The organism is Nonomuraea fastidiosa (assembly GCF_042751225.1).
Lineage (GTDB): Bacteria > Actinomycetota > Actinomycetes > Streptosporangiales > Streptosporangiaceae > Nonomuraea > Nonomuraea fastidiosa.
In genome coordinates this window covers 2,722,268-2,740,246 of record NZ_CP170570.1, presented here as the reverse complement: position 1 = coordinate 2,740,246, position 17,979 = coordinate 2,722,268, and the positions used below count along the sequence as shown (strand labels likewise).

17 protein-coding genes and 1 riboswitch are annotated in these 17,979 nt (G+C 68.7%); of the genes, 11 read left to right on the top strand and 6 right to left on the bottom strand.

Annotation, left to right across the window (positions count from 1 at the left end):
• The first annotated feature begins 30 nt into the window (after positions 1–30).
• Both ACFMQL_RS12375 and ACFMQL_RS12370 read left to right on the top strand, forming a co-directional pair.
• Complete coding sequence (locus ACFMQL_RS12375; RefSeq protein WP_378785733.1) at positions 31–273, top strand: hypothetical protein; 243 nt, start codon at positions 31–33, stop codon at positions 271–273.
• A 390-nt stretch (positions 274–663) separates the two neighbouring features.
• Positions 664–876, top strand: coding sequence for a LuxR C-terminal-related transcriptional regulator (locus ACFMQL_RS12370; RefSeq protein ID WP_364063986.1), 213 nt, complete (start codon positions 664–666; stop codon positions 874–876).
• Positions 877–933: 57 nt separating this feature from the next.
• Here ACFMQL_RS12370 and ACFMQL_RS12365 read toward each other — a convergent pair whose 3' ends face one another.
• Complete coding sequence (locus ACFMQL_RS12365; protein WP_364063984.1) at positions 934–1,863, bottom strand: C40 family peptidase; 930 nt, start codon at positions 1,861–1,863, stop codon at positions 934–936.
• Positions 1,864–1,985: 122 nt separating this feature from the next.
• A riboswitch (cyclic di-AMP (ydaO/yuaA leader) is annotated at positions 1,986–2,133 on the bottom strand.
• Between the two features lie 277 nt (positions 2,134–2,410).
• Here ACFMQL_RS12365 and ACFMQL_RS12360 point away from each other — a divergent pair.
• The 6 genes from ACFMQL_RS12360 (at position 2,411) to ACFMQL_RS12335 (ending at position 9,571) form a co-directional block, all read left to right on the top strand.
• Positions 2,411–2,980 carry an amino-acid N-acetyltransferase gene (locus ACFMQL_RS12360; protein ID WP_378785732.1) on the top strand — a complete coding sequence of 190 codons (570 nt, stop codon included), beginning with the start codon at positions 2,411–2,413 and terminating at the stop codon, positions 2,978–2,980.
• An 85-nt stretch (positions 2,981–3,065) separates the two neighbouring features.
• A complete protein-coding gene (locus ACFMQL_RS12355; protein WP_378785731.1) occupies positions 3,066–4,460 on the top strand; it encodes an RDD family protein in 1,395 nt (464 codons plus the stop codon).
• A gap of 124 nt (positions 4,461–4,584) precedes the next feature.
• Entirely contained in the window at positions 4,585–4,896 is a 312-nt protein-coding gene (locus tag ACFMQL_RS12350; RefSeq protein WP_378785730.1) for an RDD family protein, read from the top strand.
• A gap of 35 nt (positions 4,897–4,931) precedes the next feature.
• Positions 4,932–5,069: a hypothetical protein gene (locus ACFMQL_RS12345; protein ID WP_378785729.1), complete on the top strand. Its 138-nt coding sequence runs from the start codon at positions 4,932–4,934 to the stop codon at positions 5,067–5,069.
• Between the two features lie 512 nt (positions 5,070–5,581).
• Positions 5,582–5,914, top strand: coding sequence for an Lsr2 family protein (locus ACFMQL_RS12340; RefSeq protein ID WP_364063975.1), 333 nt, complete (start codon positions 5,582–5,584; stop codon positions 5,912–5,914).
• Positions 5,915–7,069: 1,155 nt separating this feature from the next.
• A complete protein-coding gene (locus ACFMQL_RS12335) occupies positions 7,070–9,571 on the top strand; it encodes an ATP-dependent Clp protease ATP-binding subunit (protein WP_364063972.1) in 2,502 nt (833 codons plus the stop codon).
• Positions 9,572–9,983: 412 nt separating this feature from the next.
• Here the strand turns inward: ACFMQL_RS12335 and ACFMQL_RS12330 are convergent, their stop codons facing one another.
• Positions 9,984–11,474 (bottom strand): hypothetical protein, encoded by a 1,491-nt coding sequence (locus tag ACFMQL_RS12330; RefSeq protein ID WP_364063969.1) that lies wholly within the window; start codon positions 11,472–11,474, stop codon positions 9,984–9,986.
• Between the two features lie 627 nt (positions 11,475–12,101).
• On the opposite strand from ACFMQL_RS12330, the gene ACFMQL_RS12325 reads away from it, so the two are divergent.
• Positions 12,102–13,040, top strand: coding sequence for a TIM barrel protein (locus tag ACFMQL_RS12325; protein WP_364063966.1), 939 nt, complete (start codon positions 12,102–12,104; stop codon positions 13,038–13,040).
• Between the two features lie 68 nt (positions 13,041–13,108).
• Here ACFMQL_RS12325 and ACFMQL_RS12320 read toward each other — a convergent pair whose 3' ends face one another.
• Entirely contained in the window at positions 13,109–13,378 is a 270-nt protein-coding gene (locus ACFMQL_RS12320; RefSeq protein ID WP_364063963.1) for a hypothetical protein, read from the bottom strand.
• Between the two features lie 36 nt (positions 13,379–13,414).
• On the opposite strand from ACFMQL_RS12320, the gene ACFMQL_RS12315 reads away from it, so the two are divergent.
• Entirely contained in the window at positions 13,415–13,744 is a 330-nt protein-coding gene (locus tag ACFMQL_RS12315; protein ID WP_378785728.1) for a cupin domain-containing protein, read from the top strand.
• A 334-nt stretch (positions 13,745–14,078) separates the two neighbouring features.
• Here the strand turns inward: ACFMQL_RS12315 and ACFMQL_RS12310 are convergent, their stop codons facing one another.
• Positions 14,079–14,951, bottom strand: a complete 873-nt coding sequence (locus ACFMQL_RS12310; protein WP_364063958.1) for an A/G-specific adenine glycosylase — start codon at positions 14,949–14,951, stop codon at positions 14,079–14,081.
• Between the two features lie 78 nt (positions 14,952–15,029).
• On the opposite strand from ACFMQL_RS12310, the gene ACFMQL_RS12305 reads away from it, so the two are divergent.
• Positions 15,030–15,713, top strand: coding sequence for a hypothetical protein (locus ACFMQL_RS12305; protein WP_364063956.1), 684 nt, complete (start codon positions 15,030–15,032; stop codon positions 15,711–15,713).
• A gap of 18 nt (positions 15,714–15,731) precedes the next feature.
• On the opposite strand, the gene ACFMQL_RS12300 is transcribed toward ACFMQL_RS12305, so the two are convergent.
• Both ACFMQL_RS12300 and disA read right to left on the bottom strand, forming a co-directional pair.
• Complete coding sequence (locus tag ACFMQL_RS12300) at positions 15,732–16,292, bottom strand: dihydrofolate reductase family protein (protein WP_378785727.1); 561 nt, start codon at positions 16,290–16,292, stop codon at positions 15,732–15,734.
• Positions 16,293–16,870: 578 nt separating this feature from the next.
• A complete protein-coding gene (gene disA, locus ACFMQL_RS12295) occupies positions 16,871–17,947 on the bottom strand; it encodes a DNA integrity scanning diadenylate cyclase DisA (protein WP_378785726.1) in 1,077 nt (358 codons plus the stop codon).
• Positions 17,948–17,979: the final 32 nt, after the last annotated feature.

The window sequence follows — 17,979 nt, the reverse complement described above, 5'->3', positions numbered from 1 at the left end:
CCGCCACCTCGCTTCAGCTGGTCCCGCCGCATGAGCGCGCCGGACGACCGGCTGATCACCATGACGGGCGGCGGGCAGGCCGGCTCCGCCCTGCGGTCGCGCTACTCGGGCGGCGCCTCGATCGGCGTCTCGCTGTGCTGCCTGAGCCGCTCCTGCATGCGCGGGGTGGAGGGCAGGCTCACCGGCACGCGCAGCCCGCTGCGGCCGGGTGGGCCGGGCGGAGGACCGATTCGAGTCGCTGACCTGGGGATCTTTCACTCAGCGTCACCCTGAGGTCAGGGGCGCGGCGTCATTGAGCGGCGGCGCTCGGCGAGCCGTCCCCCGCACATGCGGAAGAGCGGTCCGCGTGCGCTCGGCTCGCGGTAACGCGCGTGCGGATCACGCTGATATTCACCATCGAACGGATCGATTCCCGAAGATCGACGGCCGCCTGAGCCGTTGTTTCCCGAAGGGGGTGAGGCTCGCGAGACCGCTCAGGAGACACCGATCTGTAGCGCTTTATCGTCAGGGCGTCACATATTTCGGATCATGTCAATAGTGCTGGTCAAGTATGGAAGACGTCATTGCTTGACGACCTTTCCGAGATGCGTTTACGGTCTGCGAGGAGCAACCTGGGTCCGGTCGAGAGGCCCACGTTCTGCGCTGTTGGGGGGAGGGCTCCCGATGGAAGTGCTCACTGAGGATGTTCAACTCAGCCACGCCGATCTCGCGTTGCTGGCGGAGCTGGCCAAAGGGGTCACGGTCGACAGGGTCGGCAGGCGGCTGGACATCAGCGGCCGCACCGTACGACGGCGGCTGCGGGTCATCTGCGACCGCATCGGCGTCGCCACGGCGATCGAGGCCGTGGCCTGGGCGGCCCGCCGCCAGCTGATCTAGCCGCGCCGATCAAGCCCGGCGGTCAGGGCCGGGCGACGGGCGCTCATTGGCGGCGGATCAGTCGGCGATGCGGACCGCGCCGGCGTAGGGCCTGTTCGCGATGGAGGCGATACGGACGACGTCGCCGGTGCGCGGGGCGTGGATCATCATGCCGCCGCCGAGGTAGATGCCCACGTGGTGCAGGTCGCTGTAGAAGAACACGAGGTCGCCGGCCCGCAGCTCAGAGCGGTCGATGTGCCGTCCGGCCGTCCACTGGCTGCCGGTGTAGTGCGGCAGCGAGATGCCGACCTGCTGGTAGGCCGCCATGACCAGGCCGCTGCAGTCATAGGAGTTGGGGCCGTCGGCGCCCCAGACGTACGGCTTGAGCTGCTGCGTCAGCGCCCACCTCGCGGCCTGGGCGGCCTTGCCGCTGCCCGGGATGGGCAGGTCGACGCGCTGGGCACGGGTGCCGGGCCGGCCCGCCTCGCCGAGCGCCCGGCGGAAGAGGTTGCTCTCGACCTTGGCGACCAGCTTGGTGATCTTGTCGCGCTTGGCGCCGAGGTCGGAGATCAGCTTCTGGACCTCGTCGATGCGGGTCTTGGCGCTCGCCCTGGCGCGCTCCGCGGCCTGCCGGGCCCTGGTGACCTGGTTGACGGCCTCGCCCTGCTGCTGCTCCAGCACGTACGTGGTGGCGGCGCGGTCGAGGAACGTGTCGGGGTCGTCGGAGGTGGCGAAGGCCAGGATGCGGCTGAGCCCGCCGGTGATGTAGGCGTTCTCGGCCAAGGCGGCCGCTTTGGCGCGCTTGGCGGCGAGATCGGCCTCACTGGCGGCCAGGGTCTTCTTCGCGGCCTCAGCGGCCCTCTTGGCGCTCTTGAGCTTCTCCCGCTGGCCGTTGTACTGCTCGGTCAGCTGCTCGATCTCGGTGTGCATCTTCTCGACCTGCTTGGCCAGGTCTTGAAGCGAGGGCTTGGGGTCGGCGGATGCCGAGCCGACGGGGGTCGCGGCCATGAACGCCGCGAGTGTGACACTTATTACACCGAGCAGGCGGGACCGCCGTGCGGCGCGTTTCGGAGGGCGGGCGTGCTTGCCCGCCGTCGTCCTCTCACGCTCGCGCGTACGCTTCACCAACCAGCTCCTTCCATCGGCGCCTGCCGGGTTAGCTGACGGGTTCGGGCCGGAGCAGCCCTACCGGTGGTGCGGATTCACCCCGGGTGGCGTTGGGGGCGCCACCGGCGGTTCCCCGGCTCCTCCCTGCGGAGGATTAGGCGTGTCGCCCGCGCGCGACACGCGGGGAACATCGTCGCTGGACACTAATGCACTCCGGGTTCGTGCTCAACCAGAACTGCCGACTCTGTTGAGGTTTCACAACCGAAGGGTCACAAGGTGATCTCGTGCCTGGCCGTACAGAACCGGTTTTATGCCGGATTTGGCGCAACTTCGGATGGGCTGCACGCCTGCTCGGAGCGCGTGCTCGGATGAGCACGAGTTGTTACAGCATGGGGCGAGACGTGGGAGTTACGGCCGAGCCGTAATGACATCTGTACCCTGGAGGGCCATGGAGCAGGTGGCCGAACTGACAGCAGCCGAGACCGCGGTGGTGGTCCGGCGTGCCCGCACACCCGATGTGCGGGCCATCAGGAGGCTTGTGGACACCTACGCGGGAGCGGGCCCGCGGCTCCTGAAGAAGGCCACCGTCACCCTGTACGAGGACGTACAGGAGTTCTGGGTGGCCGAACGGGGCGGGCAGGTCGTCGGCTGCGGCGCGCTCCACGTGCTCTGGGAGGACCTCGCCGAGGTCCGGACGGTGGCCGTGGATCCGGAGTGCCGGGGCATGGGCGTCGGCCGTCGGATCGTCTCGGCGCTCATACAGCAGGCGAAGGATCTGGGTCTGAGGCGTGTATTCTGTCTGACTTTTGAGGTCGACTTCTTCGCCCGGCTCGGCTTTCGCCAGATTCAGGGCACGCCGGTCTCACCCGAGGTGTACGCCGAACTGCTGGCCTCGTACGACGAGGGTGTGGCGGAGTTTCTCGATCTCGAACACGTCAAACCGAACACCCTGGGCAACACCCGCATGCTGCTCCATCTGACATCGGGTGACGCGGACCCTGACCAGACGGAAAGGTGATTGTTGATACCTATGTCGATACGTTGGGCAGCACAGGCATGTGTCCTGACACGTGCCACATGCGCACTTGAAGCGAGGTGACACGGTGAGCACCGGACAGCCGCCGTATCCACAGGACGAATCCGGCGAGAATTCTGCACCCGGCACCCCTTACGGGCCGCAGAACGCGGGCCGCCACCCCGGCGCGCCCGACCCGGACGCGACTGTGGTCGGCTACCGGGCGGACGACGCCTACGGGCAGCAGCCCCAGTACGGACAACAGCAGTACGGCTATGGCCAGCAGCAGCCGTCCCAGCCGGGATACGGCCAGCAGCAGCCCCCCTATGGCCAGCAGCAACCCCCTTACGGCCAGCCGGGCTACGGCCAGCAGGCGCAGCCGGGCTACGGCCAGCAGGGCTACCCCCAGCAGGGCTACGACCCCCAGCAGCAGGCTTACGGGCAGCAGCCGCAGTCCCAGCCCGGCTACGGCCAGCAGGCCCCCTCCGGCCAGCAGGGCTACGACCAGCAGGCGCCGTACGGGCAGCAGCCCCAGTCGCAGCCGGGCTACGGCCAGCAGGGCTACGACGCCCAGCAGCAGTACGGCCAGCAGGGCTACGGCCAGCAGCCGCAGTCCCAGCCCGGCTATGGACAGCAGCCCCCGTCTCAGCCCGGGTACGGTCAGCAGCCGCAGTCCCAGCCTGGTTACGGTCAGGGCTACGACGCCCAGCAGCAGTACGGGCAGCAGCCCCAGTCGCAGCCCGGCTACGGTCAGCAGGGCTACGACGCTCAGCAGCAGTACGGGCAGCAGGGCTACGGGCAGCAGCAGCCGTCCCAGCCGGGCTACGCGCAGCCCGGGTACGGTCAGCAGGGCTACGACGCTCAGCAGCAGTACGGGCAGCAGGGCTACGGCCAGCCGCAGCCGTACGGTCAGCAGGGCTACGGGCAGCCCGGTTACGGTCAGCCCTACGGCCAGCCGATCGGGGTGCAGCCTCCGGGCGCGCCGGCGCCGCTGGCGGAGTGGTGGCAGCGACTGCTCGCCAGGCTCATCGACGGTGTGGTCTTCGGTGTCGTGATCGTCGTGGTGTCGCTGCTGCTGACGCCGCTGTATCCCTCGTACAGCTCGATCACGGGCGTCGCGAGCGGGCTGGCCTCGGCGCTGCTGTACACGGTGGTCTCCGCGGTCCTCATCACCTTGATCTACACCCTGTACGACTTCCAGCTGACCAGGATGAAGGGTCAGACGCTCGGCAAGATGGCGCTCGGCATCAAGGTCGTCCAGGTCGGCGGGCAGCTCCAGCCCGACGGCGTGCCGACCGGCCCCGCGCTCAAGCGCTCGGCGATGACGGTGGGCGGCTACATCTTCTACTGGGTGCCCTTCGTCGGATGGCTGATCACGCTGGTCGCCTACGGGCTCAACGGCGCGTCCCAGCTCTGGGACAAGCCGCTGCAGCAGACGTTCGCCGACAAGTTCGCCAAGACCGTGGTCGTCAAGGTCAGGTAGACCCCTCAGAAGTCCTCACAGGCGTCACAAGGGCCTGCTCGCGCCGGCCCTTGTGTTATGTCCGCAGACCCCGGAGAAAATGGTGAGGGCCCCCCGTGCTCCGCGAAGACGTGAGGTGGGAGATATGGCCGGGACACCGCAGGTACCGGACGCACCTCCCGCTGAATGGTGGGAACGCCTGGCCGCCCGGCTCATTGAAGCGCTCGTCTTCGGGGTCTTCTATTACATTCTGTTCATTGCGCTGTGGGCCATCTTGCGGACTGTCGGGATGTCGGAGATGTTCGGCGGCCGGCTGCCCGGAGTGGCAGGCTGGGCGGTGGCCGGGCTGGGTTATGCCGCTTACGACTGGTGGGCCCATTCACGGCGCGGGCGTACGTTCGGCAAGGCGATCATGCGCATTCGCCTGGAGCCGGCCGGCAGGCCCGTAAGCTGCTGAAACGGTCGCTGGTCTATCCCGCCCCGCTGATGCTCATGGGCATTCCCGTGGTCAATCTGCTGACCGGAATGCTGCTCTTCGGCGTGGGGCTGCTCATCCTCATGGACAAGCCGCTGGAGCGGGGCCCGCACGACAGAGCTGCTGGAACGCGGGTAGTAAAAGATCTTCGCTGAGCCTTGTGTACCAGGGGCGATGTCTTTTCGTAAAATTTTCGCTTGATCCGGTAAGGAGCCTGGAGAGACTGGCATTAGGCTATGGGGCGTCCGGGTTGCCGGATGTTGGCGCCCCTGCGACACGCAGGGCATCTGTGTGCCGCTATGGTCGGTTGCGGGTGGCATCGCACCGTGCGTCATGAGGAGCCGGGCTCTCGAGGTGACGCACCGGACGCTTTAAGCGCCCCCGAAACCCCGCTAGCCGTGGAGGCGAAGGACGAATGGAAGCCCTAACAGAGGTATTGTCAGCGCTCATCCCCCCGGCGGTGGTGGCGGGCGCCTTCATCTTTGGCGTAGTGAAGTTGGTCCGCTCCGAGGCTCTGGGGGGCCGCCGAAACCGCGAGGATCAGCCCGAGGGCCAGAACTGATCGGCCAGTCAGCCGAATCCCCGTAGCGCTGAATTGTCTCCACGCCTTTCCGGGTATATGTTTGGGCAGGCGAATGAAACAATGCTCCGCGAAAGGATTGCGTACATGGCCAAGCAGATCCAGGAGATTCTCATCGATGACCTCGATGGGGGCGAGGCCAATGAGACGGTCAGCTTCGCTATTGACGGCTCGTCCTATGAGATTGACCTCAGCGACCTTAACGCGAAGAAGCTGAGGGACGCTCTATCGCCTTTCGTGCAGCACGCGCGCAGGGCGGGCTCGGCCACCACGCGTCGTCGCGGGCGCAGCGGCAGCCGGGCCATGAGCCGGGAGAAGAGCTCGGAGATCCGTCAGTGGGCCAAGGCCCACGGCCTGCCCGTCAGCGAGCGCGGCCGCATCGCCTCCACCGTCGTGGAGAAGTACGAGGCCGCGCACTGACGCCGCTCTCTAACAGAGCGACAGCCGACCATGCGCTTATGATGTTCGCCTTGGACCCCGGCGACCGCCATAAGCGCATGATCGTATCCCCGGCGTCCACGAATCCGGACTTCGGTGGATGATGATCGCGTAAGGCGCCCATATCCGGGCGTAATGGGCACGCGCGTTCCTTGGCCATCCCCGGCGCGTTTCCGCGCCGGGGCCGCGATATGCGGGCGAGCGCGCGCCGAAAGCCGTGTGGGGCGGCCGTGCCGCTTTCAGCGTACGCTCCGTGTACGCCGCGGGGCGGCCGCCCACATTGCCGTTCGCCGGCCGTGCCCCCGCCGGTGCGGCGCAAATCCCGGGCCGCCGGTTAAGCCGGCCGCTGAACTCTTCACGCGCTGTAGTGTAAAAGCGTGATCCACGGTTACCGTACGCGGCCGTAAACACGAAGCGTACGGATGCGCGGGCATCCCGATATCCCGCTCCCGCGCCCCTCCCGGGCATATGACGCGACTATGAGCAAGGCTCGCGCAATGCCGGTTCCCCTGCATCCCCCCGCAATGCGGCCATCTCGCGAGCAGTTCGTTTCCGATTGCCGTGCACGTGTGTGTGCAAGGATCACGAGAGAATGCATCGCATCAACCGCCGAGCGCGTCTCATCATGCGGGATGGGTTCGGTAACCGTCCTGATCGGATGGCGGAATACCGATTACCGACGGTACGGGCCTTCCGGGAGCGCGGTGCGCGCACTGTGGTTGATCGTGTTCGATGCGTAACGGGCTCGCTTGGCCAAGCCTCGCATCACGACATACGATGATTACGTAACAGATACGGACGTTGCATCAGTGCTGATGCGCGGGCGAAGTGGCGTCCCCAACGCCGCGTCGTACGAGGCGTCCGGCGGCCAGATGCGTGTGTGATCCGCATGCGCCGCGAGTGGCAATTCCAGTCGTTCCTGAGAGACGGCTTAAACATCGTTCGCTTGCGGCGTAGCGGGAACACGTCACCCCCGATCAGTAGTTGGATGGAGGGTGAACGCCCTGCTCTCGGGGAACGTGTCTGCTATAGAGCGTGTCAGCGGCAGAGGGCACGGTTCGCCGAGCCAGGGCTAGCATGCGGGAGGACGGGACCGGATTTACCGGCCTGACTGACCGCTCTGTGAGGAGCGACGAGATGTTCGAGAGGTTCACCGACCGAGCGAGGCGTGTTGTCGTCTTGGCCCAGGAAGAGGCCAGGATGCTCAACCACAACTACATCGGCACTGAGCACATTCTTCTTGGTTTGATCCATGAAGGTGAGGGCGTGGCCGCCAAGGCTCTCGAGAGCCTGGGCATCAGCCTTGAGGGTGTGCGCCAGCAGGTCGAGGAGATCATCGGCCAGGGCCAGTCGGCTCCGTCGGGGCACATTCCGTTCACCCCGCGGGCCAAGAAGGTCCTCGAGCTGTCGCTCCGTGAGGCTTTGCAGCTGGGTCACAACTACATCGGCACCGAGCACATCCTGCTCGGGCTCATCCGCGAGGGTGAGGGTGTGGCCGCCCAGGTGCTGGTCAAGCTTGGAGCTGATCTCAACCGTGTCCGGCAGCAGGTCATCCAGTTGCTCCACGGTTACCAGGGCAAGGAGCCGGCCGCGGCGGGCGGCCCCCAGGAGTCGGCCCCGTCCACGTCCCTGGTGCTCGACCAGTTCGGCCGTAACCTGACCCAGGCCGCCCGCGAGGGCAAGCTGGATCCGGTCATCGGCCGCGAGAAGGAGATCGAGCGGGTCATGCAGGTCCTCTCCAGGAGGACCAAGAACAACCCCGTTCTCATTGGCGAGCCCGGCGTCGGCAAGACCGCCGTCGTCGAGGGCCTGTCGCAGAAGATCGTCAGGGGCGAGGTGCCCGAGACGCTGAAGGACAAGCAGCTCTACACGCTTGACCTCGGCGCCCTGGTCGCCGGCTCCCGCTACCGCGGTGACTTCGAAGAGCGCCTGAAGAAGGTGCTGAAGGAGATTCGCACGCGCGGCGACATCATCCTGTTCATCGACGAGCTGCACACGCTCGTGGGTGCGGGCGCCGCCGAGGGCGCGATCGACGCCGCCAGCATCCTCAAGCCGATGCTGGCCCGCGGCGAGCTGCAGACGATCGGCGCGACCACGCTCGATGAGTACCGCAAGTACTTGGAGAAGGACGCGGCACTCGAGCGGCGCTTCCAGCCGATCCAGGTGGCCGAGCCGTCGCTCAGCCACACGATCGAGATCCTCAAGGGTCTGCGCGACCGCTACGAGGCACACCACCGCGTGTCCATCACCGACGACGCGCTGGTGGCCGCCGCGCAGCTGGCCGACCGCTACATCAGCGACCGCTACCTGCCCGACAAGGCGATCGACCTCATCGACGAGGCCGGCTCCCGCATGCGCATCCGCAGGATGACCGCGCCGCCGGACCTGCGCGAGTACGACGAGAAGATCGCCAACGTCCGCCGCGACAAGGAGTCCGCGATCGACGCGCAGGACTTCGAGAAGGCCGCTGCACTCCGCGACCAGGAGAAGCAGCTCCAGCTCAAGCGCGAGCGGCGGGAGAAGGAGTGGAAGGCCGGCGACATGGACGTCGTCGCCGAGGTCACCCAGGAGCTCATCGCCGAGGTCCTGGCGACCGCCACCGGCATCCCGGTCTTCAAGCTGACCGAGGAGGAGTCGCAGCGCCTGCTCCGCATGGAGGACGAGCTCCACAAGCGGATCATCGGCCAGGACGACGCCATCAAGGGCCTGTCGCGCTCCATCCGGCGCACCCGCGCCGGGCTGAAGGACCCGCGCCGTCCCGGCGGTTCGTTCATCTTCGCCGGCCCGTCCGGCGTCGGTAAGACCGAGCTGTCCAAGGCGCTCGCGGAGTTCCTCTTCGGCGACGAAGACGCGCTGATCAGCCTGGACATGTCGGAGTTCATGGAGAAGCACACCGTCTCCCGGCTGTTCGGCTCGCCTCCCGGCTACGTCGGCTACGAGGAGGGCGGTCAGCTCACCGAGAAGGTGCGGCGCAAGCCGTTCTCCGTGGTCCTGTTCGACGAGATCGAGAAGGCCCACCCCGACATCTTCAACTCGCTGCTGCAGATCCTGGAAGACGGTCGCCTGACCGACGCCCAGGGCCGGGTGGTCGACTTCAAGAACACGGTCATCATCATGACCACCAACCTCGGCACCCGCGACATCTCCAAGGGCATCGGGGTCGGGTTCGCGAAGTCCAACGACACCGAGTCCAACTACGAGCGGATGAAGGCGAAGGTCCAGGAGGAGCTCAAGCAGCACTTCCGGCCCGAGTTCCTCAACCGTGTCGACGACATCGTGGTCTTCCACCAGCTCACGCCGGTCGAGATCATCCAGATCGTGGATCTGATGCTCGCCCAGGTCGACGCCAGGCTGAAGGACCGCGACATGGGGCTCGAGGTCTCGCCCGAGGCCAAGCAGCTGCTCGCCGACCGCGGCTACGACCCGGTCATGGGCGCCCGGCCGCTGCGCCGTACGATCCAGCGCGAGCTGGAGGACTCGCTGTCGGAGAAGATCCTGTACGGCGAGCTCCGGCCCGGTCAGGTCGTGAAGGTGACGGTCGAGGGCGAGGGCGACGACGCCAAGTTCGTCTTCAAGGGCGAGACCGCCTCGAAGATCCCGGACTCGGCCGCCGCGATCGCAGCTCCGATCCAGAACTGACGTCCCTTCCTTAGGGGCTGAACCGGAAGCCCCCGTGTGAGTCGCTCGCACGGGGGCTTCCGCGTGCCTGGGGTCTTTTCGCGGGTGGCTGTGCGGGGGCGCTCGGTTCTTCGACAGGGACGGCGTCGGCGCGCCGCTGGGGCGCTTCTTGAGGGCGCGCTGCGGGCCGCCGCCTCCCGGGGCTTGGGCCTCGCCGCTGGGCACGAGCGTGCTTGAGCAGCCTTATGGCGTGCACGGGACCGGGACTGCGGGACGCTCCGCGGGGCCAGGCCGTCCGGGACGAGCTCGCCAGACCCGCTTTCCAGGGGAGCGCCGGCCCGCCTGCTGGGCGGCCGGGTGTCGCGGGTGGTGTGGGGGTGCGGGTCCGCCTGCCCGCGCCCTTGTGGCGTCCATGCCGGGTGCCCGCGTCACGTCACGGGCGGATCAGCTTTCCGTAGGCGGCGCGGATGTCCGACTTCGAGGACTTGACGTACATCTCGCTGGGCGGGCCGGTGTCGATGCCGCCCCAGTAGGTGTAGTGGATGCGGCGCGGGCAGGCGGAGCCGCCGATCTGCACGCTGCGCGGGCCGACGCGCTTGCCGGTGCGCAGCTCGTAGACGCGTACGGGGACCTTCCGCTTCTTGAACGTCACGTAGCTGGGGCTGAAAGCGGTCAAGCTGGTGGTGGACCTGTACGGGCAGGTTCTGACCGAAGAGCCGTACGTGGTCTCGCCGGCGCAGATCACCAGGACGGCCTTCGCGGGGTCCTTGGTCACCCACGAGGAGGGCAGCTTCTTCCTGTGGCCGCTGTTGCCGATCAGGATCGCGCGGTGCGGCCCCCTGCCCCGGTACGGCTTCGCGCCGGAGTAGGGCGCGGGCCTGCTGCAGTACTTGGGCTTGCCGCCCTTGAGCAGCTTGCGGACGTTCGCCAGCTCGATCTCCAGGCCGGCCCGCTTCCTGCCGTCCTTGGCCCTGGATGCGAGGTCGTCCTTGGGGTACTGCTTGAGGAGCTGCTCGTACTGCGCCTTGGCCTTCTTCCACTTCTTGTCCTTCGCCAGGGCGTCACCGCATTCGACGATCGCAGCGGGCGCGACCTTCGGGACGATCTCGGCGGCGCGGGCCAGCACCCCGCCATCGGAAGGCCGTTCACCGAGCCAGTCGGTGATCGTCTTGGTCTCGCAGGCGTCCTTGGTCGGCAGGGCCTTCAGGAAGTCGTCCAGGACCTTGCCTGCCTTCGCCTCCTGGCCGGCGGCCTCTTTGAGCGCCTGCGACAGGTGGCCGAAGCCCGACTCCAGGGCCTTGGTGTCGCCGGTCAGGGCGGTGTTCAGGTCGCCGGCGGCCTGCGCGAGGAAGAGGTCGGCCCTGCGTCCGTCCACGCCCTGCCACAGCGCGCCCGGGTGCGCGTGGTAAGTCTCGAGCGTACGGGCGGCCAGCAGCCGATCGGTCGAAGCCTGCCGCTCGGCGGTCACCAGCAGCTCGCAGGCCGCGCCCTCGTTCTCGGCCCGGGCGGTCAGCGGGGAGTCGGCCACCCGGTGCCCGGCCCAAAGCCCTGCCAGAGCCGACAGGGCTCGTGTGCAGTCGCCGTCACGGTGGGCCGCCGCGGCCTCCTGGTGGATACGGTAGGCGTCCAACCGCAGGTAGCCGGCGGCCAGCAGGACGACGAGGGCCGCGGCCAGCCCGACGAGCCGTTGCCGTCGCTTCTCCTCGGGGTTCTCGCGTTGTAAGCCCCTGCTCGCCAGCCACCAGCCGTGGGCGGTGACGAGGACCCACCACAGCAGCACCACGTACTCGAACCAGGTGACCCGCGCGACCAGGGCCAGCACGACGACGAGCGCGATCGTGACCGCCACGGAGCCGAATGCCAGCCCGCGCCGCCGCATCATCAGGTATCCGACGCCCAGCAGCGAGGCGTTCCCGAGCGCCACGGCCAAGGGGTCGGAGGTCGGCCCAGATTCAGGTGGAAGGTCATGGGCACTCGCCGGTCTCGGATCCATCGTGGCGCCTTTCTCGTACGAACGGCTCACGGCCCTGCTCGGATCACCGCCATTGTCGGTGCGGAGGTTTGGGAGGGGTCCCGGACCAGGCGGCCCTGATCACACGATGCGATGTTCATGTGGCCCAGCGCAATACCTCTTCCGGCTTTCTGTCCGGGTGGTGGCCCAGTGGGGGCTTGTGAGGCGCTGAGGGGATGTTTGGGAGGCTTTCGGCGTTTGTCCTAAGGTCAGGGCGGGTGGGAGGTTCCCCGGGCGCTCCGAGGCGGCCACAGGCGGTCTTCACGGTGAATGATCCCGGTTTGTGATGACCGTTGCGTAATTGTTGGGTGGCCGGGTATGCCACCACCGGAAGTAGTACTACACTGCGTAGAGCATCGCCAAGTCTCACCAAGTGAGCCACAAGAGCGTTATCCCGAGCTGAGGCTGCTCCCAGCGGAGTAGCGGACGATCGACTCAGGGCGGACGCGCATACGACCCGCAGACAGGCAACATGCTCACCTGGCTCGCACGCAACGAGGCGGGCGACGGGACACAACAAGCAAGCCGTGGAGGAAACCGATGCGCCTGCGTCACGATGACGGAACGCTCGTTCACCTCGCCTACAACGCAGGCGTCCACCCCGCTGAGGACCTGGAGAACCTCATCGCGCACCTCACCCGTTACGCGGTCCCGGTGCGCAAGCGGCTGGGCGTTGAGCGCATGGGCATCGGGTTGTGGCTGTCCCCGAGCGTCGCCGACCACCTCATCGCCGACCGGATCGAGCTCGTACGGCTGCGCCGCTCCCTGGAGGAGCGCGGCCTTGAGGTCGTGAGCCTCAACGGCACCGGCGGCCGCAACCAGGAGGTGCCCGGCCCCGACTGGGCCAAGCCCGAGCGCTACCGCTACACGATGGCGCTGGCCAGGATTCTGGCGTTCCTGCTGCCGGAGGACGTGCAGTTCGGCAGCATCTCCACCATCCCCATCGGATGGCGCCGCGACTGGCCCGCCGACCTGCACGCCATCGCCACCCGCCGCCTGGAGCGGCTGGCCCGCGAGCTGCGCGGCATCTACAGCACGACCGGCAAGACGATCAGGGTCGGCTTCGAGCCCTGGCCTGGGTGCGTGCTGGAGACCACCGAGCAGGCGCTCGAACGGGTCGGCGGCATCGACTCCGAACACTTGGGCGTGTGCCTGGACGCCTGCCACCTCGCCTGCGGGGCCGAGGAGCCGGGCCAGGCGCTCAAGGGGCTGGCCGAGGCGGGCGCGCCTGTGGTGAAGCTCGGTCACGTCCACAACCACACGGGCGAGACGCCCAGCACCGGGGCCGTGCTGCACGACACGCTGACCGCCATGCTGTCGGGGGCGGTGAGCGGCAGCGCTCACATCGAAGTGGAGACCCACAACCTCACCGTGCCGGGCCGCGCCAAGGGGCCTGGTGCGCTGGTGTCGCTGCTGGCCGAGGAGCTGGACTGGGCGCGTACGAACCTGACCGCCCTGGGGCTGCAGCTGGCCGCCTGAGCGGCTCGATCTGCAAAGGCCCGGCCGGTGCTTCTTTCGCCGGCCGGGCTTTTTGCGTGCCGGGGCGGTCAGAGGTTGCCGAACCAGCCCGGGGTGTCGAGGCGCCACGGGTTCGCGGGGGTCATGGTGCGAAGGTCCGCCTCCAGGGCCTGCAGGCGGTCCTCGCCCAGCTCGGCGGCCCAGCGGGCGCGCAGGGTGCCGAAGATGCGGGCGGAACGGGTGAGCGCGTCGGCCCCGCGCGGCGTGAGGCGGACGATCTTCTCGGCGTGCAGCTCGTCGATGATCATTCGGAACGCGAGCAGCAGGCGCAGGGGCAGTTCGAAGCCGGAGCTTGACACGATAGACAGCGCCGGTCGGAGACTCCGGGCGGGGTGATGACGACGTTCGCCTCGCCGACGCAGGGCGGGGCGTCACGGGCGATGTGGCGGGTCGACGCGCACCCGGGAGCCGTGGGGCCGGTGCACGACTTCGACCGCGAGCAGGTGTGGAGCTGGATCGCCGGGGCGGCGACCGTGGAGCTGGGCGGAGAGACGTACACGGTCGGCGCAGGGGACACGGTCGTCATGCCGGCGCATACCGTGCGGCGGGTGCTGGCCGACCCCGAAACGGGCTACAGCGCCGTCGTGATGGCGCCCGCCGGGGCGCGGGCGCTCGCGGCCGACGGCAGCGGTGACGAGTACGGCGTTCCGCCGTGGATCGCGTGAGGGGGAGCGCGGTGAGCGTTGTGACGGCGAAAGAGGCGCGCCGGGCCGAGACGCCGAACGGCGTGATGACCACGCTCGCCTCGCCCGCGCAGGGGCAGGCGGAGGCGGCGTTCTGGCGGGTGGAGGCGCGGGTGGGGCGAAGGTCTGCAACCCTGGTGGTACGTCGGAGCCCGACGCCTGCCACCTCGCGCCTAAGGACGACGAGCGCATCGTCCCCCTGTGGGGCAGGTGAGCCGGTTCGCCCGGTGAACTCTCCTGATCGGCCTGCCAGGAGGTGCGGGGGAGGCCGAACTGTGGGTCCGGTTCGCCCGGTGAGCTTCCCTTGGTGGAATCGTCAGGTGGGCAGGCGGTAGGTACCGTCGTCCAGCACCTCGGCCAGGCCGTCGGCGATGAGGCCGTCGAGTGCGCGTTCGCGCTGGACGGCGTCGTCCCACACCACGTCGAGCGCCGACTTGGGCACCGGGCCGTGGGCCTCGCGCAGCACGGCGAGGAGGCGGCCGCGGCACTGGCGGTCGGTGCCGGCGTACGTCTGGCCCTTGCGGGCCGGGCCCTCGTGCGGCGGCTTGCCCGCGAGACGCCAGGCGCACAGCGAGGTGATCGGGCAGTCGGCGCAGCGAGGGGAGCGGGCCGTGCACACCAGCGCGCCCAGCTCCATCACGGCCACACCCCAGCGGGGCGCGCCCAGTTCGGGCAGCAGGCTCTCGGCGAGGCGGCGTTCGGCGGCGGAGGTTGCGGCCGGCGGGTATTCCTCGCCGCGGATCGCCCGCGCGAACACCCGCCGCACGTTCGTGTCGAGCACCGCGTGACGACCGCCGAAGGCGAAGCTGGCCACGGCCGCCGCGGTGTACTCGCCGATGCCGGGCAGCGACAGCAGCGTGTCGTGGTCTGAGGGCACCTCGCCGCCGTGCTCCTCGGTGATGGCGCGGGCGCAGGCGTGCAGGCGCAGCGCCCGGCGCGGGTAGCCGAGCCGGCCCCAGTGGCGTACGGCCTCGCCCGGCTGCTCGGCGGCCAGCGCCTTGGGGGTGGGCCAGCGTTCCATCCACTCGTGCCAGACCGGCAGGACACGGACGACCGGCGTCTGCTGGAGCATGATCTCGCTGACCAGCACTCCCCACGGGGTCGCGTCGGGGGCGCGCCACGGGAGGTCTCGGGCGTTGTCCTCGTACCAGTCCAGAACGGGGGCGTGCAGGAGGTTCGGCTCAACCACGCGGTCAAGCGTATTCGGAGATTAAGGCCGTCGGCGTGTCGTCACCGAACGTGGTCGCTCTCTCACCATCCTTGGCGTATGGACCCGGATACTATGCGTGGCGACGGCGGTGACATCTACTGGCGGCGCCGGATGAGCGTGCTGATCGCGGTGCTCGTCGTGGTGGCCGTGGTGGCGTGGGCATGCTCAAGCGGCGGCAGCGGGCCGGAACGTGAGTCCAGCGCTCAGTCGTCACCGAGCGTCAGCCCCACGCCGACCGTCGACCCGCTGCTCGCGGGCCTGCGTACGCTCGCCATGGGCACCGCCAGCCCGTCGCCCACGCCGACGGCCAGCCCCAAGGCGTCGCCCTCCGAACGGAGGCGACCAGGTGAGCCGTGCTCGGACAAGGATCTGGTGCTCAGCCTCCAGGGCAGCGGTAAGGAGCCGATCTACAGCGGCGACGCCCGGCCGTCCTTCCTGGTCACGCTGGTGAACACGGGGCCGGTCATGTGCACGGCCGACGTCGGCCCCCGGTCCATGGAGATCCGGATCACCTCCGGGACGGACCGCATCTGGTCGACGGCCGACTGCGTGAGCGGCGAGGGCACGGAGATCAAGCAGTTGCGGCGCGGGGTGCCGTACGTGCGCATGCTGGAGTGGAACCGGCGGCGGTCCAGCTCCGACTGCCGGGCCGAGCCGCCCGCCGCGCTGCCCGGCACGTACGTGGCCATCGCGCGGATGGGCAGGCTGCGCAGCCACAAGGGCGTCTTCCACCTGCGCTGACCACGAGCACCGCTGGGGTCACGGGCGGTCGTAGCGGGTCACCACCACGCCCTTGTCGCAGACCCGCGACTCCACCAGCCGCAGCCCCAGCCGGTCGGTGCCGTTCGGGAACAGCGGGCGGCCGCCGCCCAGCACCACGGGGTGCACGGCGATGTGGTACTCGTCGATGAGTCCGTGCCGGGTCAGCGTGCCTGCCAGGCCCGCGCCGCCCATCAGCAGGATGTCGGCGCCGGGCTGCCGCTTGAGCTCGGCGATGCGCTCGGCAGGGTCGGTGCGGATCACTTCGGCGGCCCACTCGTCGTGCTCCAGGGTGGTCGAGACGACGATCTTGGGCGTCTTGCGCCAGACGGGGGCGAACGTCAGGTCGTGCGGGTCGTCGGACAGGGCTTCGGCGTTCGGCCAGTAGCCGACCATGATCTCCCAGACGCCTCGGCCGTACAGGAAGGCTCCGGCCCGCGCGCAGAGCTCGTTGGAGTACGCCGACAGCTCCTCGCCCATCATCGCCCAGTCGAACTCGCCACCGGGGCCCTCGATGTGGCCGTCGATGGAGGTGTGCACCCAGAACAGGATCTTCCGCATGGTTTCCGTTTCCCTTCAGTGGTCGTTGTCACCAAGGGGTCGGAGCGGGTCGGCCGGTCTCGACATGGGACGCGAGAAATCCCCCGATGTGAAATAAGTCATTCACCGTGCGGCCCGGCCGGAATAGCCGTGCGCTCCGGTCGCCGGGGAGTAGCCGTGCGCTCCGGTCGCCGGGAGTAGCCGTGCGGTCCGGCCGCCGGGAGCAGGAGGCTGTTGGAGCTCGCGAGAGTGGGTGCCTGGGCGCAGTGGGGCGCTTTTGCGTCGTGGTGGGTGGCCTGGGTCCGGCGCGAGGGGCTGTGCGCTTTGGCGGGGAGCCCGGTCGGAGATTCGGTGCGCTGGTGGGCGCTGCCGGGCGACAAGGCTCACGTGAGACGGAGAAAGGGGGCGCTGCTCGGCGGCCGGGTGGGAAACCACGTCACCCGAGGAGGCGCGGAGCCGGAGGGTAAGACGTTGCGTTCGAGGATGGAGGGTCTGGCGTCAGACGTGGTGTTCGAGGATGGCGGGTCCGGCGTCAGACATAGCGTTCGCGGATGGCGGGTTCGGCGTCAGACGTGGTGTTCGAGGACGGAGGAATCGCGTCAGACGTAGCGTTCGAGGATGGAGGATTCGGCGAGGCGGGAGAGGCCCTCGCGGACGCTGCGGGCGCGGGACTCGCCGACGCCGCCGACGGCCTGGAGGTCGTCGATGCTGGCCGCCAGCAGCTTCTGCAGGCTGCCGAAGTGGTTGACCAGGCGGTCGACGACGACGGCGGGCAGCCGGGGGACCTTGGCCAGCAGGCGGAAACCGCGCGGGCTGACCGGGCTTTCGAGCTGGTCGCTGCCGCTGTGGCCGAGCACGCGCGCCACCGCCGACAGATCGAGCAGCTCGGAGCCCGACAAGTGGTCGAGGTCGTGCATGGCCTCCTGCAGGCGGCGCTGGCAGCAGCAGGCCGGGGCGGGGAGGTAGTCGCGGATGACCAGCTCGCGCTCGGAGTCGACGCCGGCCACCAGCTCGTCGAGCTGGAGCGAGAGGAGCCGGCCGTCGGTGCCGAGCTCGACGACGTAGCCCTTGATCTCGTCGGAGATGCGGCGGACCATTTCGAGCCGCTGTGCCACGGCCGCGACGTCGCGCACCGTCACCAGGTCTTCGATCTCCAGGGCCGACAACGTGCCGGAGACCTCGTCGAGCCGGTGCTTGTAGCGCTCGAGCGTGGCCAGCGCCTGGTTGGCCTTGGACAGGATCGCGGCCGACTCTTCGAGCACGTAGCGGATGCCGTCGAGGTAGAGGGCGATGATCCGCATCGACTTGCTGATCGCGATGATCGGCAGGCCGGTCTGCCTGGCGACGCGCTGGGCGGTGCGGTGGCGGGTGCCGGACTCGTCGGTGGGGATGGACGGGTCGGGAACGAGGTGGACGGCGGCGCGGACGATCTTCTGGTCGTCGCTCACCACGATGGCGCCGTCCATCTTGGCGAGCTCGCGCAGCCGGGTGGCCGAGAATTCGACGTCGAGCTCGAAACCGCCGCTGCAGAGCGATTCGACGGTGCGGTTGTAGCCGAGGACTATCAGCCCGCCGGTCTGCCCGCGCAGGATGCGTTCGAGGCCGTCGCGCAGAGGAGTGCCCGGCGCTACAGCGGCCAGCGCTTCGCGACGGCGGTCGTCAAGACTCCTATCCACCTGACCCCCGTGTCGATCGGTCACCTCAGCTT